This is a genomic window from Agromyces sp. Y182 (genome assembly GCF_059445385.1).
The window spans coordinates 413,846-436,166 of the sequence record NZ_JCAIUF010000001.1; the positions used below are offsets into that span (position 1 = coordinate 413,846).

Below are 22,321 nucleotides of genomic sequence, written 5' to 3' on the forward strand. Positions count from 1 at the left end.
CGCGTCGCGATCGGATCGGTCAGGACTTGATGTACGGCTTGCCGTCTGCAGCGGGTGCGCGGGACTTTCCGACGAACCCGGCAACGGCGAAGATCGTCACGACGTACGGCAACATGAGCATGAACTCGCTCGGAACCGGCGAGCCGATGACCGAGAGGGTGTTCTGCAGGTTCGATGCGAAGCCGAACAAGAGGGCGGCAAGCGTCGCCCGAATCGGATCCCAGTTGCCGAAGATGACGGCGGCGAGGGCAATGAATCCGGCTCCGGCGGTCATCTCCTTGTTGAACGCGATGCCGGACCCGATCGTGAAGAACGTCCCGCCGAGGCCGGCGAGCGCGCCGGCGAGCGCGACATTCCAGAAGCGGGTGCGATTGACCTTGATGCCCACCGTGTCGGCCGCCTGCGGGTGCTCTCCGACCGCGCGGACACGCAGACCCCATTTCGTGTGGAAGAGCCCGACGTAGACGAGCGCGACGGCGACGTACATGAGGTACACGATGAGGGTCTGCCGGAACAGCACCGGCCCGATGATCGGGATCTCGCTGAGCACTGGGATCGGCAGTCGCTCGAAGCGCTGGGCGGTGCTGTTGAGCAGAGCCGAGTTCGGGGCGAGCACTTGCGAGAAAAAGAAGCTCGTGAGGCCGACGACGAGAACGTTGAGCACGACACCGACGATGACCTGGTCGACGAAGTACTTGATCGAGAATGCGGCGAGCACCATGCCGACCAGCATTCCCGCGACCATCGCCGCGATCACTCCGGCGGTGAGCCCGAGCCAGCCCTGGCCGGTGCTCGACGAAACGATCGAGGCGACGACCGCCGCGGTGAAAGCGCCGGCCAGCAGCTGCCCCTCGATGGCGATGTTCACGACGCCGGCGCGTTCGCCGATCACGCCCGCGAGCGAACCGAAGATGAGCGGCACCGCGAGGCTCAGCGAACCGAACAGGAGGCCGATCATGGGCAGCGATGCTCCGGCGCCGGCCCAGGTGAGGAAGGCGAACATGAACAGGATCGCGAACACGACGATGAGCCAGAGCGGCACTCGGCGCTTCGATCGCACGAGCAGCGCCGAGTACAACGTCGCCACGGCGAGCAGGGCGACGACCGTCCAGATCGTCGCCATCGCCGGCACGACGAGGTCGGGCACTTGGATGGTGTCGGCTTCACGCGACCACCGGTAGGTCGTGACCCCCTCTCGCGGCGTGAACACCGCGAGGGCGAGGGCGACGAGCGTGAAGATGCCGAAGGCGATGGGTGCCTTCCAGCTCATCACGACCGTCGTGTCGAGCGATTCCGGCTGAGGCGCGACGCGCTGATGTTCCACGGTTCGGCTCACTTCGCCTTCACCTCCCCCTTCGTGCGGTTCTTGCGGGATCGTCTCGGCTTGGCGTCGGGGTCGGGCAGGCCGAAGATCGTGCGGACCAGCGGCGGCGCGGCGATGAAGAGCACGATGAGCGACTGCACGACGAGCACGATCTCGATCGGAACGCCTTCGGCGGCCTGCATCGAGAACCCTCCGGCCTTGAACGCGCCGAAGAGGATTCCGGCGACGAACGTACCCCACGGGGTGGAACGCCCGAGCAGCGCGACCGTGATCGCGTCGAAGCCGATGCCCGCGTCGATGCCGGCGGTGAAGCCGGTCGTGACGGTGCCGAGCACCTGGCTCACACCAGCCAGTCCCAGCAACGCGCCGCTGATGAGCATCGCGTAGACGTACATGCCCTTCACGTTGATGCCGGCGACGCGTGCGGCGTTCGGATTGAGGCCGACGGCGCGGAACTTGAAGCCGAGGCTCGACCGGCTGAGGATCCACCACACCACGATCGTCGCGATGATCGCGAGAACGAATCCGAAGTGCAGGTTGAACCCGGGGATCGCAGGGAAGATCGCGGTCTCTTTCATGCCCGGGGTCTTCGGATTCGATGAGCCGGGCGCCTGGAGCAGACCAGGAGTGCGCAGCATCCACGACACGAGGTAGAACGCGACGTAGTTGAGCATGATCGTGACGATCACCTCGTGCGCACCGGTGCGGGCTTTCAGGAATCCGGCGATGCCCGCCCAGAGTGCGCCGCCGACGAGCCCGCCGACGAGGGCGACCAGCATGTGGACGCCCCACGGCAGGTCGAAGCCGAAGCCGATCCAGCCGGCAACGGATGCCGCGATGAGCATCTGGCCGCGACCACCGATGTTGAACATGCCGACGCGGAACGCGAGGGCCACGCCGAGGCCACCGGCGATGAGCGGCGTCGCGAACGTCAGTGTCTCGGTGAGCGGGCGGATGCCGTCGATGAACGTGTCTCGGCGGAAGTTGTAGATCGAGCCCTGGAAGAGCGCGGAGTAGGCCCCCGATACCGACTGCCACACGGCGAGGAGCAGATCGCTCGGGCGCGAGAAGAAGTAGCCGGCCGTCTCTTGGACTCGCTCGTCGGTGAACGCGATCATGATCGCCCCGACGACGAGCGCGAGAACCACCGCGAGCACCGAGATGATGGCGTTGCCCGTCGCGATCTGGTTCAGCATCTTGTGCCACTTCGAGGGCGGCGGCACGTCGCCGCCGTCGGGAGCCCGGACGGCGGCAGCCTCGGGTTCGATGGCGCCAGGCTCCTCGAGCGCGGCGTCGGCGTCGGCGTCGAGCGAGCTCGCGCCGACGCCGTCGGCCCGGGGCGGTTGGGGATCGCTCACGCGGCGGCTCCTTCTGCGGGATGTTCGCCGGCCATCATCAGTCCGAGTACGTCACGAGGCGTGTCTCCCGGGACGATGCCGACGATGCGTCCGCGGTACATGACCATGATTCGATCGGCAAGTGCCCCGACCTCATCGAGCTCGGTCGAGACGACGACGACGGGCACGCCGGCGTCGCGGGCAGCGACGATGCGCTTGTGGATGAACTCGATCGAGCCCACGTCGACGCCGCGCGTCGGCTGCGCGGCGACGAGCAGCCGAAGCTCACGGCTGAGCTCTCGGGCGAGCACGACCTTCTGCTGGTTTCCACCGGAGAGCTGCTGCACGAGCTCGTCGATGCCCTGCGCCCGAATGTCGAACTCTTGGATCTTCTCGCGCGCGAACTCGGCGAGCGCACTCCGCTGCAAGTTGCCGGCCCGCACGAAAGGCGGGCTCTCGCTGCGGTCGAGCATGAGGTTCTCGGCGATCGTGAACTCGCCGACGAGTCCGTCTTCGTTTCGGTCTTCGGGCACGAAGCCGACGCCTGATTCGAGGATCTTGCGCACGCCGGCGCCCGTAAGGTCGATGCCGTCGAGCGTGATCGACCCCTGCACGCGCGGTTGCAGCCCGAGGAGCGCCTCGGTGAGTTCGGTCTGCCCGTTGCCCTGTACGCCCGCGACGGCGAGGATCTCGCCCCGCCGTACCGTGAAGCTCACGTCGTTGACGACGAGTTGCCCGATCGGGTCGATCACGGTGAGTCCCTCGATGACGAGCGCCGAATCGCCGAGTTTCGGTTCTTCTTTGTGCACCGTCAACTCGACCGCACGGCCGACCATGAGCGACGCGAGCTCAGCGTTCGTCGCCGTGGGCGACGCTTCGCCGACGACCTTGCCCAGCCGGATGACGGTGATGCGATCGGCGACCTCACGCACCTCTCGCAGCTTGTGCGTGATGAAGACGATCGAGGTGCCAGCCTCTTTGAGCTGGCGCATGATGCCCATCAACTCGTCGGTCTCTTGCGGCGTGAGCACCGCCGTCGGCTCATCGAACACGAGCAGCTTCGCGTCTCGTGAGAGAGCCTTGATGATCTCGATGCGTTGCTGCACGCCGACCGGGAGGTCTTCGACGAGGGCGTCGGGGTCGACATGGAAGCCGAAGCGTGCGGAGAGCTCGTTGACCTTGGCGCGCGCAGTGGCCAAGTCGAGGATGCCACCCGCCTTCGTCGACTCGTGGCCGAGCATCACGTTCTCGGCCACGGTGAAGACCGGGATGAGCATGAAGTGCTGGTGGACCATGCCGATGCCGGCTGCCATCGCGTCGCCCGGGCCGGCGAAATGTGCGACCTCGTCGTTGAGGAGCACCTCGCCCTCGTCTGCTTGATACAGGCCGTAGAGCACGTTCATGAGCGTCGACTTGCCTGCGCCGTTCTCGCCGAGGAGCGCATGGATTTCTCCGGCCTCCACGGTGAGGTCGATGTGGTCGTTGGCGACCAAGCTGCCGAATCGCTTCGTGATGCCGCGAAGTTCGAGCTTCATGCTCCCGATCCTAGTGACGGTGCCGCATCTGTCGGAGATGCTGCACGGATGTTGTGGGACCCGAATCGGGACCGCTCAGATGTTGCGAGACGTGCGCGAACGCGCGGAATCGAACGAGGATCGGGGAGGCCGGCAAGCCGACCTCCCCGATGCGTGCCGCTCTCGACTCAGCCGACGAGGTAGGAGTTGACCGTCACGTCGCCCGCGATGATCGCAGCCTTCAGGTCGTCGAGCTCACCCTGGAGCGTCGGCGAGACCTTCGACTCGAAGTCGTGGAACGGCGCGAGGCCGACGCCCTCGTTCTCGAGGGTGCCGATGAACGCCGTGGGATCGAATTCACCGTTGCCTGCAGCGAGCACGGCCTCGTAGGTACCGACGTCGATGCCCTTGAGGATCGAGGTCAGCACGAGGTCTGCGACCGACGGGTCGGTCTCGGTGAAGTCTGCGTCGACGCCCATGAGCGCGACGTCGGCCCCGGAGTCGCGGATCGCCGCAGCAGCCGACTGGTAGATCGGGCCACCGACGGGCAGCAGCACGTCGACGTTCTGGTCGAGGAGGCCCTGCGCGGTCTGGCGCGCGATGTCGTTGGCTTCGAAGCCACCGGTGAAGAGGCCGTCGGTGCCGTCCCAGCCGAGCACTGTGACGCCCTTGTTCTTCTGCTCGTTGTAGTAGTCGACGCCCTGCTTGAAGCCGTCCATGAAGATAGAGACGGTCGGGAAGTTCTGGCCGCCGAAGGTGCCGACGACGTTGGTCGTGGTGTAGTCGGCCGCCGCGTAGCCGCCGAGGAAGGCGGCCTGGGCGGTGTCGAAGAGGATCGGCTTGATGTTCGGCGCGTCGACCTCGCCATCGAAGTCGTTGTCGGCCGCGTCGTCGATGATGACGTACTCGATGTCGGGGTTGGCCAGAGCGGACTCCACGGTGGCCGCCGAGAGCGCGAACCCGACCGTGACGATGAGGTCGCAGCCCTGGTCTACGAGGTTCGTCAGGTTGGGCGCGTAGTCGGTTTCGGAGTCGGACTGGACGCTCTTGAGTTCGACGCCGAGCTCGTCGGCCGCCTTCGTGGCGCCCTCGAAGCCGAGCTGGTTGAAGGACTTGTCGTCGAAACCGCCCGAGTCGGACACCATGCAGGGCTGGAAGTCGATGGCTTCGCCACCGCCGTCCGTTTCTTCGGGTGCGGATGCGCAACCGGCGAGCAGTACGGCTGCACCGAACAACGCGAGGCCGCCGAGCGCGGCCTTCTTGGTCGTGACCTTCACTGTGTCCTCCAAAGACTGTCGCCCCGACCGTTCCGAGGCTCGTGCAGTCACGTTACCGAATGTTGCGGCGAGCGCCACGGCCCGAGGGGTCACGACATCCAATGGTTATCAAGACGCGATGTTCTGCTCATATGAGCAGTACGGAGACCCCCGAGAACGGGAGTGGTCAGCGACGTTCAGGAGCGCTCGGCGACTCCACGATGATCTCGCCGGCAATGATCGCCTGACGCAGCCCCTCGATCTCGCCGTCGAGCGCCGGCGGCACGAGGGTGGCGAGATCGTGGTACGGCGCGATCTCGACCCCGCCGTTCTCGAGCGTGCCGATGAACGGCTCATTGTCGAACGCCCCATCGAGCACCGCGCCGACGATCTGGACCATCGCATCCTGAGTGTTCTTCAGCACGCTCGTGAGGATTACCGGGCGCAGCTCGGCCCCGAGCGATTCGTAGCCGTCGCTGTCGACCCAGATGATCGAGACGCCGCCGCGTTCGAGTGCCGCGGCCGCCGCGCCTTCGCCGACCTGGCCTGCGACCGGCAGGATCACGTCGGCGCCCTGGTCGATGAAACTCTCGGTCAGGGTCTTGCCCTTGTTGACGTCTTCGAAGTCTCCCGTGAACGCGCCGTCTTGCGCAGCCTTGTCCCAGCCGAGCGCGCGCACCTGGGCGCCGTGCACCTCGTTGTACTTCGCGACGCCGTCGACGAAGCCGTCCATGAAGAGGGTGACCGGCGGCTGGTTGCCGCCGCCGAACGTCGCGACGACGCCCGTCTTCGAGACGCCCGCCGCGAGATAGCCGGCGAGATACGCCGCTTGCGCGGTGTCGAAGACGACCGGCTTCACGTTCTCGGCGTCGACCGTCTCATCGACGATCGCGAACGCGAGGTCGGGGTTCTTGCCCGCCTGGTCGAGCGTCGACTCGGCCAGTTCCCATCCGACGGTGACGATGAGCTCGCAGCCCGAGTCGACCGCCTGCTGCACATTCGGCGCCAGGTCTGTCTCACCCGTGGAGACGATCGCCTCGGCGGCGACGTCGTACTCGTCTTCGGCCGCCTGCAGCCCCTCCCAACTCGACTGGTTGAAGGAGCGGTCTTCGAGGCCGCCCGAGTTCGTGACCATCCGCACGCACGATTCGCTCGCCTCGCCGCCCTCACCGCCGTCGGGCGCAGGAGCGCACGAGACGAGGGCGACGGATGCCGCGACCAACGTCGCACCCGCGATGATGCTTCGACCCAGAGACATCCGGAAACCCCGCTCTCTCGCGCTCGCTAGAGCACGTCGCTCGAACCGCCGAGCCGAAGGGCATCGACGACCGCTTTGACTCGCTGCGCGTGCTCGCTCGTGGTGACGAGGAGCGCATCCGGCGTGTCAACGACGACGATATCGTGCACGCCGATCAAGCTGATGACCCGCTTCGAGCGGCTGATGACGATGCCGCTGGACGCGTCGGAGAGCACGCGGGCGTTCTCGCCGAGGATCGCGAGTTCGCCGGAGCGGCCCGCGGTGTTGAGCTTGGCGAGCGAGGCGAAGTCGCCCACGTCGTCCCACGCGAAGTGACCGCGGATGACCGCGAGGCGACCCGAGGCAGCGGCCGGCTCTGCGACCGAGTAGTCGATCGCGATCTTCTCGAGCCGCGGCCAGATGCGATCGACGGCGGGGCCGCGCGTGTCGGGGTCGTCCCACGCCGCCGCGAGTTCGACGAGACCCGCGTGCAGCTCGGGCTTGTTGCGCGCGATCTCGGCGAGGAGCGCGTCGGCCCGGGCGATGAACATGCCCGCGTTCCAGAGGTGCTTGCCGCCCGCGAGGTAGCGCTTGGCCGTTGCGAGATCGGGCTTCTCGACGAAGCTCGCGACCGCCTCGACATGCGCGGCGCCCTCGACCTCGATGGACGCCCCGCATTCGATGTAACCGAAGCCGACCGCCGGCTCGGTCGGCGTGATGCCGATCGTCGCGATGTACCCGGCCCGAGCGGCAGCGACAGCGTCGACGACGGCCGCGCGGTAGAGCGCGGTACCCGAGATCACATGGTCGGCCGCGAAGGAGCCGACGATGACGCCGGGCTCGCGGCGCTCGAGGATCGCTGCGGCGAGCCCGATCGCGGCCGTGGAGTCCCGGGGCTCGCTCTCGAGCACCACATTGTGGTCGGCGAGGCCCGGCAGCTGAGCTTCGACCGCGGCGCGATGCGCGCGACCCGTCACGACCATGATGCGGTCGGCGCCTGAGAGCGGCGCGAGGCGATCCCAGGTGTCTTTGAGGAGCGTCTGGCCCGAGCCGGTGAGATCGTGCAGGAACTTCGGCGCGTCGGCGCGGGAGAGCGGCCAGAGCCGCGATCCGACACCGCCGGCGGGGATGACGCTGTAGAAGCCGTCGATGGGGGTTGCGTCCATCAGCACAGCGTAACCGGAGTGCGTGACAGCCAGGAGAGACGAGTGCCGCGGCATCCGTTATCTCGATGTCGAGAGAGTTAGGCGCGCCTTGGCGGCGGCTCGACTGGGTGCGGGTCTACACTCGAACCGGGTCGTGTGCCCGAATCCGCCCGCGTTCGGGGCGATGCACACAGCCAAGGAGGGTTGTTCATGCCAGAGACTTCGGCGGGAACCCTGACCGCACCCGCGAAGCCCGCGAGACAGAGGCCCGGAGGCACCCTGTACCGCGGAAACGAGGGCATGTGGTCGTGGGTGCTGCACCGCATCACCGGTGTCGCGATCTTCTTCTTCCTCCTCGTGCACGTGCTCGACACGGCGCTCGTGCGAGTGAGCCCCGAGGCCTACAACGCGGTCATCGGCACCTACCAGACGCCCATCATGGGCCTCGGCGAGGTCGCCCTCGTCGGCGCGATCGTCTTCCACGCCTTCAACGGCCTGCGCATCATCCTCGTCGATTTCTGGTCGTGGGCGACCCGGCATCAGAAGCTGCTGTTCTACGTCGTCATCGCCCTCTGGGTCGTGACGATGCTGGCTTTCGCGCCGCGCCACCTCATCAACGTCTTCAGCCACTAGGGAGCCGCGGACATGACTGCCATGGAATTCTCCGATCGCCCGCGCCGCCGCGGCGTCAACCTGGAGAAGTGGGGCTGGATCTACATGCGCGCGTCGGGCGTCGTGCTGATCGTGCTCATCTTCGGCCACCTCTTCGTGAACCTCATGGTCGGCGACGGCGTGAAGGCCATCGACTTCGGGTTCGTCGGCGGCAAGTGGGCCGACCCGTTCTGGCAGTGGTGGGACGTGCTGATGCTCTGGCTCGCGCTCATCCACGGCGCCAACGGCATGCGAACGATCGTCAACGACTACACGAGCCCGGGCACCGTGCAGAAGGTGCTGAAGGGCGCCCTGTTCGCTGCCGCTGCCGTGCTCATCATCCTCGGCACCCTCGTCGTCTTCACCTTCGAGCCGTGCCCGGTGGGCGCACCCGCCGACCTGCTTCCCTCGTTCTGCGCTGCATAGGAGATCCGTGAACACCCAGAACGCCGACGCCGAGACCCAGGTCATCGACGGCGTCCACTACCACCAGTTCGACATCGTCATCGTGGGCGCCGGCGGCGCCGGCATGCGTGCGGCGATCGAGGCCGGCCCGGGCGCCAAGACCGCGGTCATCTCCAAGCTCTACCCCACCCGTTCGCACACGGGCGCTGCGCAGGGCGGCATGGCCGCGGCGCTCGCGAACGTCGAAGAAGACAACTGGGAGTGGCACACCTTCGACACCGTCAAGGGCGGCGACTACCTCGTCGACCAAGACGCGGCCGAGATCCTCGCGAAAGAGGCGATCGACGCGGTCATCGACCTCGAGAACATGGGCTTGCCATTCAACCGCACGCCCGAGGGCAAGATCGACCAGCGACGCTTCGGCGGCCACACTCGCGATCACGGCAAAGCGCCCGTGCGTCGCGCCTGTTACGCGGCAGACCGCACGGGTCACATGATCCTGCAGACGCTCTTCCAGAACTGCGTGCGGCTCGGCATCAACTTCTTCAACGAGTACTACGTGCTGGACCTCGTCATGACCGAGGTCGACGGGCCCGATGGATCGAAGACGAAGCAGCCGTCGGGCGTCGTCGCCTACGACCTCGCCTCGGGTGAGCTGCACGTCTTCCAGGCCAAGGCCGTGATCTTCGCGACCGGCGGGTTCGGCAAGATCTACAAGACCACGTCGAATGCCCACACCCTCACGGGCGACGGCGTCGGCATCATCTGGCGCAAGGGCCTGCCGCTCGAAGACATGGAGTTCTTCCAATTCCACCCGACCGGCCTCGCCGGTCTCGGAATCCTGCTCACCGAGGGTGCCCGCGGTGAGGGTGCAATCCTCCGCAACGCGAGCGGTGAGCGCTTCATGGAGCGCTACGCCCCGACCATCAAAGACCTCGCACCCCGTGACATCGTCGCGCGCTGCATGGTGCAGGAGGTCGCAGAGGGGCGCGGCGCCGGCCCCCACAAGGACTATGTACTGCTCGACTGCACCCACCTCGGTGCAGAGGTGCTCGAGACGAAGCTGCCCGACATCACCGAGTTCGCCCGTACGTACCTCGGCGTCGACCCCGTGTACGAGCCCGTGCCCGTGATGCCGACCGCGCACTACGCGATGGGCGGCATCCCGACGAACGTGGCCGCAGAGGTGCTCTCCGACAACGACACCGTCGTGCCGGGGCTCTACGCCGCCGGCGAGTGCGCGTGCGTCTCGGTGCACGGTTCGAACCGCCTCGGTACGAACTCCCTGCTCGACATCAACGTGTTCGGAAAGAGGGCAGGCAACAACGCCGTCGCCTACGTGGCGAACGTCGACTTCACCCCGCTCCCGGATGACCCGGCCGCCGCGGTGCGCGGCATGCTCGAACAGCTCCGCGACTCGAATGGCACCGAGCGCATCGCCGCGATCCGCAAAGATCTGCAAGACGAGATGGACAAGAACGCCCAGGTGTTCCGCACCGACGAGTCGCTCGAGCACGTGACGACGGTCATCGCCGCGCTCCGCGAGCGGTACAAGAACGTCGCGGTGCACGACAAGGGCCGGCGCTTCAACACCGACCTGCTCGAGGCCGTCGAACTCGGCTTCCTGCTCGACCTGGCCGAAGTCGTCGTCTACTCCGCGCGCAACCGCAAAGAGAGCCGCGGCGGCCACATGCGCGACGACTTCCCGAAGCGCGACGACGAGAACTACATGCAGCACACGATGGCGTACCTGTCGGGCGACGCGCATTCGTCCGACGCGGCCGACCACATCCGGCTCGACTGGAAACCGGTCACGATCACCCGTTACCAGCCCATGGAGAGGAAGTACTGATGAGCACTGCAACGCTCGAGAAGCCGCCGGCGGATGCGATCCAGTCGTTCACCGTCACCTTCCTGATCCGACGCTTCGACCCCGAGGTCGACACCGAACCGCGCTGGCAGGACTTCGACGTCGAGATGTTCGCGACCGACCGCGTGCTCGACGCCCTCCACAAGATCAAGTGGGAGCAAGACGGCTCGCTGACATTCCGCCGCTCCTGCGCGCACGGCATCTGCGGCTCCGACGCGATGCGCATCAACGGCCGCAACCGACTCGCGTGCAAGACGCTCATCAAAGACCTCGACATCTCCAAGCCCATCTACGTCGAGGCCATCAAGGGCCTGCCGCTCGAGAAGGACCTCATCGTCGACATGGAGCCGTTCTTCGCGAGCTACCGTGAGGTGGCGCCGTTCCTGATCGCGGGCCCAGCACCCGTAGCGGGCAAGGAGCGCGTGCAATCGGTCGCCGAGAGAGCCATCTTCGACGACACCACGAAGTGCATCCTCTGTGCGGCGTGCACCTCGTCGTGCCCCGTCTTCTGGACCGACGGCCAGTACTTCGGCCCCGCTGCGATCGTGAACGCACACCGCTTCATCTTCGACTCGCGCGATGAAGGCTCCCAGACCCGCCTCGACATCCTCAACGACAAAGAGGGCGTGTGGCGCTGCCGCACGACCTTCAACTGCACCGAGGCATGCCCTCGCGGCATCGAGGTGACGAAGGCGATCGCAGAGGTCAAGCAGGCCATCATGCGCGGTAAGCCGTAGTCCGACGCAGAGACGACGAAACGGGCCGGTGCTGATGCACCCGGCCCGCTCCTCGTGTCCAGCGCCACTCGGGATGATGTCGCCGATCGGCGAAATGCCCGGGTGCGGGTGGTGCGCTGGTTCGTCCGGCTTTCGCAGGCTTTGCCGGGCTTGTCATCTTGCTTGGCTCGAGTCTGCGGCACGCGAACGGGCTCGCCCACGGGGCGAGCGCTGAGACGCGGTCAGTGCTGGCACTGGAATCCGGATGCCCGTCGCTAGGGTTGGAGCGTGAGCGAGCGTGATGCCACCGACCGCCTGCGCGGCGGACGCAACGACGACGGCGGGCGTGAGGCGCCTCTCGCAGAGGATCCGCTCGATCTGAACGGCACGTCTCGATCGGCGAAGGAACGGTTCGACGAGTTCAGCCAGCCGATCCGCGAGCGCCTCGAAGAGCCGATCAGCAAGGTCAGCACGATCACCCAGAAGACGATGGAGCTCTTCCCGGTTCGGGTCTGGCGCCACTTCCTCAGCCGAAACGGCTTCATCCTCTCGTCGGGCATGAGCTACCAGGCGCTCTTCGCGATCTTCGCGGCGACGTACGTCGTCTTCGCCGTCGCCGGCATCTGGCTGACGGGAAGCAAGGAGACACTCGACGCCTTCGTGAGCCTGTTGAACACGTATGCCCCCGGACTCATCGGTGACGAGGGCGTCATCCACCCCGACGAACTCACCAAGATCGCCTCCTCGAGCACGAGCCTCTTCGGCTGGACGGGCGCGGTCGCCCTCGCGGGCCTGATCTGGACGGCCATCGGGTGGATCACCTACGCGCGCATGGCTGTGCGCAGCATCTTCGGGCTACCGAAGGACACCCGCGCCTACGCGCTGCTGAAGGCCCGCGATTTCCTCGCGGGGTTCGCCTTCGGCGCGATCCTCATGCTCGCGGCGGTGCTCTCAGTGGTGGCGACGTCGTTGTTCGGCTGGCTGTTCGGCCTCCTGGGCCTGCCGAGCGAGGCCGGTTGGTCGGGCTTCTTCGTGCAGTTCGGCGCGATCGTCGTCGTCTTCGTGATCGACACGCTCGCCCTCGCGGTCATGTTCCGCTTCCTCTCGGGCGCGGCCATGCCGTGGCGGCGCATGTGGGTCGGTTCGCTGCTCGGCTCCGCCGCGCTGTCGGTGCTGCAGATCCTCGGCGGCTGGCTCGTCTCGAGCGTGACGACCAACCCGCTCCTCGCCACGTTCACGGTGTTCATCGGACTTCTCCTCTGGTTCAGGCTGACGAGCATCGTGATCCTCGTCGCCGCGAGCTGGATCGCGGTCGAGGCCTCCGACGCGCACGAGTCCCTGCGCAAGGTGACACCCGAGCAACTCGCGGCGGAACAGCTCGCACAGGAGCACCGGGCCCTCGTCACCGCCGCGCGAGTGCGGGTGCGCGAGGCGCAACGGGAACTCGACACCGCCAACTGGATCGGGCGTTTCTCCGCACGACGTCGTCTCGCGAATGCCGAGCAGGAGCTTTCCGAGCTCGAGGCATCCGCTGCACCGATCGGCCCGCGATCCGACGTCGGAGGCCTCCCGTAGGATCGATCCATGCCTTCTGCGAAGCCCCTCCGTCTCGCCAGCGTCAACGTCAACGGAGTGCGTGCCGCGTTCCGAAAGGGCATGGGCGAGTGGCTCGCCGCGCGCGACGTCGACATCCTCGCGATGCAAGAAGTTCGCGCCTCGACCGAAGATCTGCAGGGGCTCCTCGGCGAAGAGTGGGACATCCTGCACGACCCCGCGACCGCCAAGGGCCGTGCCGGTGTCGCGATCGCGAGCCGCAACCGGGCGAGCATCCATCGCGTCGAACTCGGCGCGACCGATTTCGACAGCGCCGGCCGCTGGCTCGAGGCCGACTACGAGGTCGGTGACCGCATCGTCACCGTGGTCTCGGCCTACGTGCACTCCGGTGTGGTCGACACCCCGAAACAGGTCGAGAAGTACAAATTCCTCGACGCGATGGTCGAGCGGATGCCGCGGCTCGCCGAGCACTCGGCGCTCGCCGTGATCGTGGGCGACCTGAATGTCGGGCACCGCACCCTCGACATCAAGAACTGGAAGGGCAACGTCAAGCACGCAGGCTTCCTGCCCGAAGAGCGCGCCTACTTCGACCGCTTCGTCGGCGCCGAAGACGACGAGTCATACAACGCGGGCGCCGGGCTCGGCTGGGTCGACCTCGGCCGCCGATTCGCCGGCGAGGTCGACGGCCCCTACACCTGGTGGTCGCAGCGCGGCAAGGCCTTCGACACCGACACGGGCTGGCGTATCGACTACCAGCTCGCGACCCCAGCGCTCGCCGAGACCGCGGTCTCGTACGTCATCGATCGTGCCGACGCCTGGGACAAGCGATGGTCCGACCACGCCCCCGTGGTCGTCGACTACGCCATCTGACCTGCCGCACCGCGGCCGCACTCTCGAAGGAACCCCATGACTGCCAAACCCCGCCTCTACTCGGGCATGCAACCCTCCGCCGACTCGCTGCACGCCGGCAACTACATCGGCGCCCTGTTGCAGTGGAAAGAGCTCCAGTCGACGCACGACGCCTTCTTCTCCGTCGTCGACATGCACGCCATCACCGTGGCTCAAGACCCCGCCGAACTCCGTGAGAAGACCCGGCGCACGGCCGCGCAGTACATCGCAGCGGGCATCGACCCCTCGAGCTCGACGCTCTACGTGCAGTCGCACGTGCCTGCGCATGCCCAGCTCGCCTGGGTGCTCAACACGATCACCGGCTTCGGCGAAGCCGGACGCATGACGCAGTTCAAAGACAAGTCGCAGCGGCAGGGGGCAGATGCCACGAGCGTCGGCCTCTTCGCCTACCCCGTGCTCATGGCCGCCGACATCCTGCTCTACCAGACCGAGATCGTGCCCGTAGGTGACGACCAGAAGCAGCATGTGGAGCTCACGCGCGATCTCGCTGCGCGGTTCAACACGCGCTTCGGCGCCGACACCTTCGTCTTGCCCGAGCCCGTCATCCAGCGCGAGACGGCGCGCATCTACGACCTGCAGAATCCGACGTCGAAGATGTCGAAATCGGGTGAGACGCCGGCCGGCATCCTCTGGCTGCTCGACGAGCCTTCCGCCACTGCGAAGAAGATCATGCGCGCCGTGACCGATACCGATGGCGAAGTGCGCTTCGACCGTGAGCACAAGCCGGGCGTCTCGAACCTCCTCACGATCTTCTCCGTGCTCTCGGGCCGCACGATCGGCGACATCGAGCAGGAGTTCGCCGGTCGCGGGTACGGCGACTTCAAGAAGGCGCTCGCCGAGGTCGTCGTGGGCGAGTTCGAGCCGATCCGCTCCCGCGTTCTCGAGCTGCTCGACGATCCCGCCGAGCTCGACCGCCTGCTCGCCGTCAACGCCGACCGAGCGAGCGAGGTCGCCGAGACCACTCTCGCGACGGTGTACGACCGCGTCGGGTTCCTCCGGCGCTTGCGCTGAACATGCTGCCCGTCGTGCTCAGTACCGAGCGACTCGTGCTCGACCTCCCGGCCGAGGGCGACATCGAACTCGTGGCGCGGTACTGCACCGATCCGTTGTTCCTCCGGTATCTCACGACCCCGTGGCCGTACACGACCGACCACGCCAGGGCATTTCTCGTGGAGTATGTACCCGAGGCCTGGGCTTCGGGCGATGAGCTCACGTGGGCGCTTCGGCGCGGCGTCGCCGAGCCGATTCTCGGAATCGTCGGGTTGCGTCGCGGCAACGAGATCGGCTTCTGGCTCGGCGCCGAGCACCGTGGCACCGCTCTCATGGCCGAAGCGGTGGCCGCGGTCTGCGAGTGGACGCTCGCGACCGCATCGCTCGGCGCCGAGTCGGTGCTCTGGCGTGCGAACGAAGGCAATCTGGCCTCGGCTCACGTCGCGCGTGCCTCGGGCTTTCGGCGCACGGCCCCGAGAATCGCCACCGTGCCCGGGCGTGACGGCCGAATCCTGCCGGCCTGGCATGCCGAACGCAGAGCCGTCGTCGACTCCGACGCGTTCGCGAGCTGGGAGCCGATCCTCCGGAGTGGCACGTGATCGAGCGATCCGAGCCCCGCGCCGGGTCGCCGGTCGTGCTCTTCGACCTCGACGACACCCTCATGGCGCACCGTGAGGCGGTCAGCACCGGCATCGCACTGCACATGCGGGAGCGGGCATACGACGGCGACCTGGCCGCGGCTTCGACCTTCTGGCATGAGCTCGAAGAGCAGCACTACCACTCCTACCTCGCGGGCCGGCTGACGTTCGAGGGACAACGTCGCGCTCGAGCCCGCGACTTCGCGATCGCACACGGCGACGAACTCGACGAGCTCGCGGCGGGCGCCTGGTTCGACCGGTACTTCGAGCGTTATCGCGAGTCCTGGGCGCTGCACGACGACGCACTTCCGGCACTCGATGCGATCGCCGCGGTTGTTCCCCGGGTGCGATTCGGCGTGATCACGAACGGCGAGCTCGACTTCCAGCTCGCCAAGCTCGAACGACTCGGCATCCGCAACCGATTCGAGCACGTCATCGCGTCAGGCGACGTCGGCGTGACGAAGCCCGATGCCGAGATCTTCCGCATCGCGCTCGAGCGCTTCGCTGCCGAGGCACCCGTCGGTCGCGCGGCATACGTCGGCGACCGGCTCGTCACTGATGCCGTGGGCGCGAGCGAAGCGGGGCTCATCGGCGTGTGGCTGAATCGGCACGGCATCGAGGCGGCAGGCGCGATTCCGACGACGGATGCCGCGGCATCCGCTGTGCTCGAGATCGCCTCGCTCGCCGAACTGCCGGCGCTGCTTGCTCCGCGCCTGCTCGACTGAGGCGCACGCAGGCCCGTTTCGCGCGAGCGGCGATGCCGCTCTGCGCACGGGTGCCATCGCTCCCCGAACACGGGAATGGGCCGGGCGCACCCCCATGCGCCCGACCCGTCCTCCCACCGTAACCTGCAGCCCGCTGTATGACGCGGCATCGCGTCATCACCCGATCGACATCCTCCGGTCGTCATTTCAGCCGGTCAGACCGCTCGGAGCGCTTCCGTCGGCGAAAGCCTGGCCGCTCGCAACGCCGGGTAGAGTCCGGCGACGACGCCGACGATGAGTGCCGCGGCAGGTCCGCCGACGAGCACCTCGATCGGCAGCACGACGACGCTCTGCTTCGTCGCCGCGTAGCCGACCACCGCGAGCCCGCCGATCGCGGCACCGGCGAGCCCGCCGAGCAGCGCGAGGATCGCCGCCTCAGTGAGGAACTGGCTCGCGATCTGACCCGGTCGTGCGCCGAGGGCACGGCGGAGCCCGATCTCGCCACGCCGTTCGAGCGCTGCCACGACCATCGTGTTGGCGATGCCGATGCCGCCGACGAGGAGGGCGATCGCTGCGAGGCCGACCGCGAGCGACGAGAGCGTCGCGTCGGCACTCGCTCGAGCACCGACCAGCTCGGAGAGGCTCGAGACGCTGAGGTACGGCGAGTAGGGGTTCGCCGCACGGGCGAGCGAGGGGCGAACGGACTCGACTTCGCCCGGCAGGCTCCGTACGAAGACGCTCTCGATGCGCGAGGCCTGCTCGGCGTCGATGAGGGCGGCCGGGTCGATCGAGGGCTGTGGCCATCGCTGCGCCGCCCACTCCTGTCCGACGAAGGCCATCGAGTCGAGTTCACTCGCGAGTCCGACCGGCTCGAGCACGCCGATGACGGCGTGCCACTCGCCACCGATCCAGACGCGCCGGCCGAGCTCGTCCACGCCGAGGCGGGCCGCCGTGGTCGCGCCGAGCACCGTCGTCGGCAGCGAGGCGCTCGCCGCGTCGAACCAGACGCCGTCGGCAACCCGCCCGCCGAGCGCGTCGAGCAGGTCGAGGTTCACGGCGCGCACGCCGAGTCCGCCGGTCTGCGCGGCCGGCACGATCGAGGTGCGATACACGGCAGCGGCATCCGCTACCTTCTCGATGACTCCGACGGCGTCGACACCGTCGACCCGGTCGACCATCTCGGCGGCCGTCGACGGGATTGCGACAGGGTCCCCGGCGGGATCCATATCGGGCTGGATCACGAGGAGATTGGCGCCCTGACGGTCGAGTTCCGCGAGCAGCTGCGCTCGATCGGATGCCGCGATGCCCGTGATCGCGGTGAGCGAAGCGATGCCGATCGCAATGCCGAGGGCCGACAGGGCGGTGCGCAACGGGCGGCTGCGAGGCCCGGCGACCGCGGTGCGCAGGAGTTCGAGGGCGCTCAGCCGCCGTGGCTTGGTCGCGCGCGTCATCGGAGGGCCTCGGTCGTCACGATGCGCCCGTCGTGGAGCCCGACTCGGTGGTCGAGAGACCGGGCGATCGATTCGTCGTGCGTGATCACGACGACGGCGGCGCCGTCTGCTGCCGCTTCGCGGAGGAGTTCGACGATGCCCGCTCCCGTGGTGGAGTCGAGCGCGCCGGTCGGTTCATCGGCGAAGAGCACATCGGGCCCGCCGACGAGTGCCCGGGCGATCGCGACGCGCTGTTGTTCCCCACCGGAGAGTTCGCCGGGCCTGTGACGCAACCGGTGGCCGAGTCCCACGCGCTCGAGAGCGTCCCTCGCCCGGCTTCGCCGCTCGACGATGCCGCCTCCGGCATACAGGAGGCCGGTCGCCACGTTGTCGAGCGCGTTGACCGCCGGCAGCAGGAAGAACTGCTGGAACACGAATCCGAACCGCTCGGCGCGCAGTGCTGCTCGCGCCGATTCGTCGAGTTGCCCCGTCGCGATGCCGGCAACGACGACCTCCCCCGAGCTCGGCCGATCGAGCGTGCCCATGATCGAGAGCATCGTGGTCTTGCCCGAACCCGATGCACCGACGACGGCTGTGAGCTCCCCCGGGTGCACCCGCATCGACACCTCGTGCAGCACTTCGACGGGCGGATGCCCCGGGTACGTCTTGCTCACCGAGCGCAGCTCGATCACCGCGGCGCTCATGCGCCGACCACGACTTCCTCGCCGGCCTCGAGCGGGTCCAGGTCGTCGCCGCCGCTCGAGACGATCTGCACCCGGGCGTCGGCGATGAGGCCGATCTCCACGGGGATGCGCACGGCCTCGCCGCCGCGCACCACGTCGAGCGCGTAGCCGTCGTCACCTGCGGCGAGCAACGCCGTCACCGGCACGACGAGTGCGTCATCGACGGTCTCCTCGCCGAGTTTCATCCGCACGCTCGATGGGCCGACCGCGGTGAGCGGCTCCTGCGACTCGGCGTCGACGACCGCAAGCGCAGGCTCGTCCTCGGACTGCTCGTCGGTCGCGGGCACCGCGGGCTCGATCGACTGCACGGTGCCGGCCACCTCCGCACCGTCCTTCAGGGTGAGGATCACCGGCGTGCCGGCCGCGATCTCACGCTCCTGCGCATCGGTGAGGTCGGCGTAGCCGCGGAGCGTCGTCGCGGTGTACTCGAGCACGACGCCCCCGTCGCCTTCGGCGAGCCGCTTCACGAGCGAGTCGACGCGGATCGACGGTGCGTCGACCGCGACGATCGCACCCTGGGCGACTTCGCCGGTCTTCTCGACGCCGAGGGCGGCCTGCCACGCCTTCACTGCTGCAGCGGTGTTCGCGGTGAACTCCTCATCGATGTCGAGGTCGATGCCTGCGGTGAAGCCGAGGTCGGCGAGGTTCTGCTCGAGTTGGCGCACATCGGCGCCGTCGGTCATGCCGAGTTGCAGCGGCCGCCAGAACGGTCGCTCGCCGCGGAACAGCACCACCGGCGCGCCGCTCGCCTCGTAGAGACGCTGCCCGATTGCGACCACCTCGCCGGCAGTCGGCAGGGCGGTCACGACGCCGGCTCCGGCGCCCTCGAGTTCGACCGCGTCACCGTAGCTCAGCACACCCGACAGCAGCAGACCGCTCGTGAGCGAGACGCGTTCGGCAGGGCGAGTGATGAGATCACTCGATGCCGATGGCGGCGACCCACCGGGGCCCGCGGACCACATCCAGCCGACGAGACCGACCCCGGCGAGCGCCAGTACGGAGGCGCTCGCGGCGGCCGTGACCGTGCGCCGGCGCTTCGACGTGTTCATCACTCGCTCGCTTGCATCGACATGCTGAGGCCGTTGTCGGTGAGCTCGGGGAAGTCTTCGAACACAGCCCCGAGGTCTTCGGGCGCACCGGCCTCGAGCCTGATCGCGAGCGGCGCATCGCTGTCGGCGAGTTCCGTCGAGCACGTCGTGAGCAGCTCGCGGAGGGTCGCTGCGTCGAGACTCGCCGGAATGACCATCGCACCGTCGGCAGGGTCTGGGAAGTCCGCGACGCCGTTCTCGCGGGCGCATGCTGCGAAGGCGAGCTGCAGTTCCGTCTGGGCGGCGAGCACCTCGGGGTCTGCCTCCGGCCCGCCGGGTCCCATGTCGGAGGTGGGCTGCTCGAACTCGGGCACCTCGGCCTCGCAGTCGGCGTAGACGGGCGCGATGCCGTACTCCTCGGGGAAGCCCTCCGCCGAGTCGACACCCTGGTAGACGGCGTCGTCGATGACGATCAGCGACGACGATCCCGACCCGCCTTTCGGCGGTGCCTCCTGCGCCTCGAGCTTTCCCTCGGCATCGACCTCGATCGGCACCTTGACGAGCACCCGCCCGTCGTGTTCATCGGTGCGCGCGTCGAGCCCGCCCGCTTGGAGGCACGCGACGAAGCGCTCCGTCGCGGCGTCGACGCCGGGACTCTCCTCGGGTTCGGGCGAACCGCCCGCGCACGCCGTGAGTAGCAAGCTCGCAGTGACGGCGACCGCGGCGAGTCTCGCGAACGCCGGTCGGTGTGTTATTCGGTACATGGCTGTCTCCTCATCGGTGACTCATCGGTGGACTACAGCCAGTTCTAGGCTCGAGGGTGTTCGCTCACCGTCATGGCCCGGCAAACGCGCGGCAAACGCCGCGAGGGGCAGAATCGACGCGAGGAACGGAATCGAGGCGGGAGGACCGATGCGCGTGCTGATCGTCGAAGACGAGGCCGAACTCGCAGAGACGCTCGCCGAGGGTCTGCGGCTCGACGGCTTCGGAGTCGGCGTCGCACCCGACGGCGCAGAAGCGCTCCGCCGGCTCGCCGACGGCGACTTCGATGTCGTGCTCCTCGACCGCGATCTGCCGGTGCTGTCGGGTGACGCGGTCTGCCGCACACTCGTCGCGCAGCGGCATCCGGCGCGCATTCTGATGCTCACCGCCGCCGGCGCCGTCTCGGACCGCGTGCGGGGCCTCGATCTCGGAGCCGACGACTATCTGGCGAAGCCGTTCGCCTACGTCGAGCTGCTCGCGCGCATCCGCGCCCTCGGTCGACGGCGAGCGGATGCCGCAGCCGACGTGCTGCTCGAGCGCGGCGGCGTGCGACTTGACCCGGTGCGTCGACTCGCCGAACGCGAGGGCCGGCCGATCCGGCTGACCCGTCGGGAGCTCGCCGTGCTCGAGGCGCTGCTCGTCGCCGACGGAGGCTACCTCACGGCGAGTCGGCTGCTCGATCTCGCCTGGGACGAACGCGGCGATCACACCGCGGCGACCGTGCGGCTCGCGGTGCACACCTTGCGCAAGAAGCTCGGCCACCCGTGGCTGATCGACAATGTGCCCGGCCTGGGCTATCGGATCGAGTGAACATGTCCCATCAGGACCCCACCGTCGGCATCCGCCCGTCGAGGACCGGCCGCGCCTCGCCACGACGGTGGAGCTTTCGCACCCGGCTCACGCTCACGATCGCGTCGATCTTCGTGGCGGGCGGCGTCGTACTGCTCACCGTGCAGTTCCTGCTCGTACAGGGCTTCTTCGACTCTGCATCGACGGGCGCGATGTGCACGAGCGTGCAGACGACGGATGCCGCGGGCGGCACCGGAACCCAGGGCAACTGCGTCGTGCTCGAGGACGGCGAGGGTCCGTTCACAGGTTCACGGGACATGGTGACCGAAGGCGGAGAGTCGATCTCGCCCGAGAAGCTCGAGGCGACGCTCGACCGGTTCTCGGTCGCCCTGTCGGAGGAGGTGCTCGGCAGTCTGCTCATCGGATCGCTTGCCGTGCTCGCCGTCTTCGCCGTGATCGCCACTCTGCTCGCCGGATGGCTCGCGCGGCGCTCGCTCAGCCGCATTTCAGAGGTCACAGCGCTGACGCGGCGCATCACCACCGACGATCTGGATCGCCGACTCGACCTCACCGGCCCCGATGACGAGATCAAGGAGCTCGGCGACACGATCGACGGCATGCTCGACCGGCTGCACACGGCGTTCGAAGCCCAGGACCGGTTCATCCAGAATGCGTCGCATGAACTCCGCACCCCGCTCACGGTGACGCGGGCGGCGTTGGAGATCCCGCTCGAGCAGGGGCGCGTGCCCACGGAGCTCCAGCCGGCGGTGCGGCGAGCGTTGTCGGCCAACGCCCACAGCGAGCGGCTCATCGCAGCACTGCTGCTGCTCGCGAGAGGGCGGCTGCAGGCGGCCGAGCACGATCACCTCGACGTCGGGGCACTGGTGTCGTCCGAGACGGCCGTGCTGGCATCCGAGGCGGCCGCTCGCGGTGTGCACGTCGAACTGGATGCGCCGCTCGATTGGACGGCCATCGGCGACCAGGAGCTCGTGCGTCTCGCAGTGCGGAACATCCTCGACAACGCCGTGCGTTACAACGACGAGCGGGGGCTCGTGCAGGTGCGGCCGGATGCGGACGGGAGCGGTGTCGTCGTCGAGAGCACCGGGCGCGAGCTCGATGATGGGGAGGTGGCGGCGCTCGGCGAGCCCTTCTTCCGTGGTGAGGACTCTCGTCGCGCCGACCGGGCGGGCTTCGGGCTCGGCTTGTCGATCGTGCGCGCCGTCGCGGCGGCGCACGGAGGTTCGCTCGAGCTCCGACCGAGGGCCGGGGGCGGCCTCATCGCGGTACTGAGACTGCCCCCGGATCGGGCCTGACCAGAA

At 67.9% G+C, this 22,321-nt stretch carries 21 protein-coding genes; 11 read left to right on the forward strand and 10 right to left on the reverse strand.

Annotated elements, in window-relative coordinates:
- Nucleotides 1–19: 19 nt before the first annotated feature.
- From AC1C2R_RS01910 to AC1C2R_RS01935, 6 genes are all read right to left on the reverse strand, one after another.
- Entirely contained in the window at nt 20–1,336 is a 1,317-nt protein-coding gene (locus AC1C2R_RS01910; protein WP_495378752.1) for an ABC transporter permease, read from the reverse strand.
- Nucleotides 1,333–2,682: an ABC transporter permease gene (locus AC1C2R_RS01915; protein ID WP_495378753.1), complete on the reverse strand. Its 1,350-nt coding sequence runs from the start codon at nt 2,680–2,682 to the stop codon at nt 1,333–1,335. The genes AC1C2R_RS01910 and AC1C2R_RS01915 overlap by 4 nt, the downstream gene beginning before the upstream one ends.
- A complete protein-coding gene (locus tag AC1C2R_RS01920) occupies nt 2,679–4,196 on the reverse strand; it encodes an ABC transporter ATP-binding protein (protein WP_495350858.1) in 1,518 nt (505 codons plus the stop codon). Before AC1C2R_RS01920 ends, AC1C2R_RS01915 begins: the two co-directional genes overlap by 4 nt.
- 167 nt (nt 4,197–4,363) lie before the next feature.
- Complete coding sequence (locus AC1C2R_RS01925; RefSeq protein WP_495350859.1) at nt 4,364–5,452, reverse strand: BMP family lipoprotein; 1,089 nt, start codon at nt 5,450–5,452, stop codon at nt 4,364–4,366.
- A gap of 166 nt (nt 5,453–5,618) precedes the next feature.
- The gene (locus AC1C2R_RS01930) at nt 5,619–6,689 is read right to left on the reverse strand and encodes a BMP family lipoprotein (protein WP_495378754.1); all 1,071 of its coding nucleotides are present in this window, start codon (nt 6,687–6,689) and stop codon (nt 5,619–5,621) included.
- A gap of 26 nt (nt 6,690–6,715) precedes the next feature.
- A complete protein-coding gene (locus AC1C2R_RS01935) occupies nt 6,716–7,834 on the reverse strand; it encodes a mannose-1-phosphate guanylyltransferase (RefSeq protein WP_495378755.1) in 1,119 nt (372 codons plus the stop codon).
- Nucleotides 7,835–8,023: 189 nt separating this feature from the next.
- Between AC1C2R_RS01935 and sdhC the strand changes: the two genes are divergently transcribed.
- The 9 genes from sdhC to AC1C2R_RS01980 all read left to right on the forward strand — a co-directional run bounded on the left by sdhC (nt 8,024) and on the right by AC1C2R_RS01980 (nt 16,271).
- Entirely contained in the window at nt 8,024–8,446 is a 423-nt protein-coding gene (sdhC, locus tag AC1C2R_RS01940) for a succinate dehydrogenase, cytochrome b556 subunit (protein WP_495350862.1), read from the forward strand.
- Between the two features lie 12 nt (nt 8,447–8,458).
- The gene (locus tag AC1C2R_RS01945) at nt 8,459–8,890 is read left to right on the forward strand and encodes a succinate dehydrogenase hydrophobic membrane anchor subunit (RefSeq protein WP_495350863.1); all 432 of its coding nucleotides are present in this window, start codon (nt 8,459–8,461) and stop codon (nt 8,888–8,890) included.
- Nucleotides 8,891–8,897: 7 nt separating this feature from the next.
- A complete protein-coding gene (gene sdhA, locus AC1C2R_RS01950) occupies nt 8,898–10,721 on the forward strand; it encodes a succinate dehydrogenase flavoprotein subunit (RefSeq protein ID WP_495350864.1) in 1,824 nt (607 codons plus the stop codon).
- Nucleotides 10,721–11,476: a succinate dehydrogenase iron-sulfur subunit gene (locus AC1C2R_RS01955; RefSeq protein ID WP_495350865.1), complete on the forward strand. Its 756-nt coding sequence runs from the start codon at nt 10,721–10,723 to the stop codon at nt 11,474–11,476. The genes sdhA and AC1C2R_RS01955 overlap by 1 nt, the downstream gene beginning before the upstream one ends.
- 267 nt (nt 11,477–11,743) lie before the next feature.
- Nucleotides 11,744–13,030 carry a YihY/virulence factor BrkB family protein gene (locus AC1C2R_RS01960; RefSeq protein WP_495350866.1) on the forward strand — a complete coding sequence of 429 codons (1,287 nt, stop codon included), beginning with the start codon at nt 11,744–11,746 and terminating at the stop codon, nt 13,028–13,030.
- A 9-nt stretch (nt 13,031–13,039) separates the two neighbouring features.
- Entirely contained in the window at nt 13,040–13,879 is an 840-nt protein-coding gene (locus tag AC1C2R_RS01965) for an exodeoxyribonuclease III (RefSeq protein ID WP_495378756.1), read from the forward strand.
- Nucleotides 13,880–13,915: 36 nt separating this feature from the next.
- Nucleotides 13,916–14,929: a tryptophan--tRNA ligase gene (gene trpS, locus AC1C2R_RS01970; protein WP_495378757.1), complete on the forward strand. Its 1,014-nt coding sequence runs from the start codon at nt 13,916–13,918 to the stop codon at nt 14,927–14,929.
- Nucleotides 14,930–14,943: 14 nt separating this feature from the next.
- Nucleotides 14,944–15,507: a GNAT family N-acetyltransferase gene (locus AC1C2R_RS01975; protein WP_495378758.1), complete on the forward strand. Its 564-nt coding sequence runs from the start codon at nt 14,944–14,946 to the stop codon at nt 15,505–15,507.
- Complete coding sequence (locus AC1C2R_RS01980; protein ID WP_495378759.1) at nt 15,504–16,271, forward strand: HAD family hydrolase; 768 nt, start codon at nt 15,504–15,506, stop codon at nt 16,269–16,271. Before AC1C2R_RS01975 ends, AC1C2R_RS01980 begins: the two co-directional genes overlap by 4 nt.
- A gap of 194 nt (nt 16,272–16,465) precedes the next feature.
- Here AC1C2R_RS01980 and AC1C2R_RS01985 read toward each other — a convergent pair whose 3' ends face one another.
- The 4 genes from AC1C2R_RS01985 to AC1C2R_RS02000 are packed head-to-tail and all read right to left on the reverse strand — an operon-like array spanning nt 16,466 to nt 20,215.
- Nucleotides 16,466–17,701: an ABC transporter permease gene (locus AC1C2R_RS01985; protein WP_495378760.1), complete on the reverse strand. Its 1,236-nt coding sequence runs from the start codon at nt 17,699–17,701 to the stop codon at nt 16,466–16,468.
- The gene (locus AC1C2R_RS01990; protein WP_495378761.1) at nt 17,698–18,384 is read right to left on the reverse strand and encodes an ABC transporter ATP-binding protein; all 687 of its coding nucleotides are present in this window, start codon (nt 18,382–18,384) and stop codon (nt 17,698–17,700) included. The genes AC1C2R_RS01985 and AC1C2R_RS01990 overlap by 4 nt, the downstream gene beginning before the upstream one ends.
- On the reverse strand, nt 18,381–19,472 hold the full coding sequence (locus AC1C2R_RS01995; RefSeq protein WP_495378762.1) for a peptidoglycan-binding protein: 1,092 nt from the start codon (nt 19,470–19,472) through the stop codon (nt 18,381–18,383). The genes AC1C2R_RS01990 and AC1C2R_RS01995 overlap by 4 nt, the downstream gene beginning before the upstream one ends.
- Nucleotides 19,472–20,215 (reverse strand): hypothetical protein, encoded by a 744-nt coding sequence (locus tag AC1C2R_RS02000; RefSeq protein ID WP_495378763.1) that lies wholly within the window; start codon nt 20,213–20,215, stop codon nt 19,472–19,474. The genes AC1C2R_RS01995 and AC1C2R_RS02000 overlap by 1 nt, the downstream gene beginning before the upstream one ends.
- Before the next feature lie 148 nt (nt 20,216–20,363).
- Between AC1C2R_RS02000 and AC1C2R_RS02005 the strand changes: the two genes are divergently transcribed.
- A complete protein-coding gene (locus tag AC1C2R_RS02005) occupies nt 20,364–21,023 on the forward strand; it encodes a response regulator transcription factor (RefSeq protein ID WP_495378764.1) in 660 nt (219 codons plus the stop codon).
- A gap of 2 nt (nt 21,024–21,025) precedes the next feature.
- Complete coding sequence (locus AC1C2R_RS02010) at nt 21,026–22,315, forward strand: sensor histidine kinase (RefSeq protein ID WP_495378765.1); 1,290 nt, start codon at nt 21,026–21,028, stop codon at nt 22,313–22,315.
- Nucleotides 22,316–22,321: the final 6 nt, after the last annotated feature.

Excerpts from the sequence above, each read along its gene's own strand:
- AC1C2R_RS01985 (WP_495378760.1), bottom strand. The coding sequence starts at position 17,701 with ATGACGCGCGCGACCAAGCCACGGCGGCTGAGCGCCCTCGAACTCCTG.
- AC1C2R_RS01995 (WP_495378762.1), bottom strand. The coding sequence starts at position 19,472 with ATGAACACGTCGAAGCGCCGGCGCACGGTCACGGCCGCCGCGAGCGCC.
- AC1C2R_RS01930 (WP_495378754.1), bottom strand. The coding sequence starts at position 6,689 with ATGTCTCTGGGTCGAAGCATCATCGCGGGTGCGACGTTGGTCGCGGCA.
- AC1C2R_RS01990 (WP_495378761.1), bottom strand. The coding sequence starts at position 18,384 with ATGAGCGCCGCGGTGATCGAGCTGCGCTCGGTGAGCAAGACGTACCCG.
- AC1C2R_RS01935 (WP_495378755.1), bottom strand. The coding sequence starts at position 7,834 with ATGGACGCAACCCCCATCGACGGCTTCTACAGCGTCATCCCCGCCGGC.
- AC1C2R_RS01920 (WP_495350858.1), bottom strand. The coding sequence starts at position 4,196 with ATGAAGCTCGAACTTCGCGGCATCACGAAGCGATTCGGCAGCTTGGTC.
- AC1C2R_RS01965 (WP_495378756.1), top strand. The coding sequence starts at position 13,040 with ATGCCTTCTGCGAAGCCCCTCCGTCTCGCCAGCGTCAACGTCAACGGA.
- AC1C2R_RS01945 (WP_495350863.1), top strand. The coding sequence starts at position 8,459 with ATGACTGCCATGGAATTCTCCGATCGCCCGCGCCGCCGCGGCGTCAAC.
- AC1C2R_RS01955 (WP_495350865.1), top strand. The coding sequence starts at position 10,721 with ATGAGCACTGCAACGCTCGAGAAGCCGCCGGCGGATGCGATCCAGTCG.
- AC1C2R_RS02010 (WP_495378765.1), top strand. The coding sequence starts at position 21,026 with ATGTCCCATCAGGACCCCACCGTCGGCATCCGCCCGTCGAGGACCGGC.
- trpS (WP_495378757.1), top strand. The coding sequence starts at position 13,916 with ATGACTGCCAAACCCCGCCTCTACTCGGGCATGCAACCCTCCGCCGAC.
- AC1C2R_RS02005 (WP_495378764.1), top strand. The coding sequence starts at position 20,364 with ATGCGCGTGCTGATCGTCGAAGACGAGGCCGAACTCGCAGAGACGCTC.
- sdhC (WP_495350862.1), top strand. The coding sequence starts at position 8,024 with ATGCCAGAGACTTCGGCGGGAACCCTGACCGCACCCGCGAAGCCCGCG.
- AC1C2R_RS02000 (WP_495378763.1), bottom strand. The coding sequence starts at position 20,215 with ATGTACCGAATAACACACCGACCGGCGTTCGCGAGACTCGCCGCGGTC.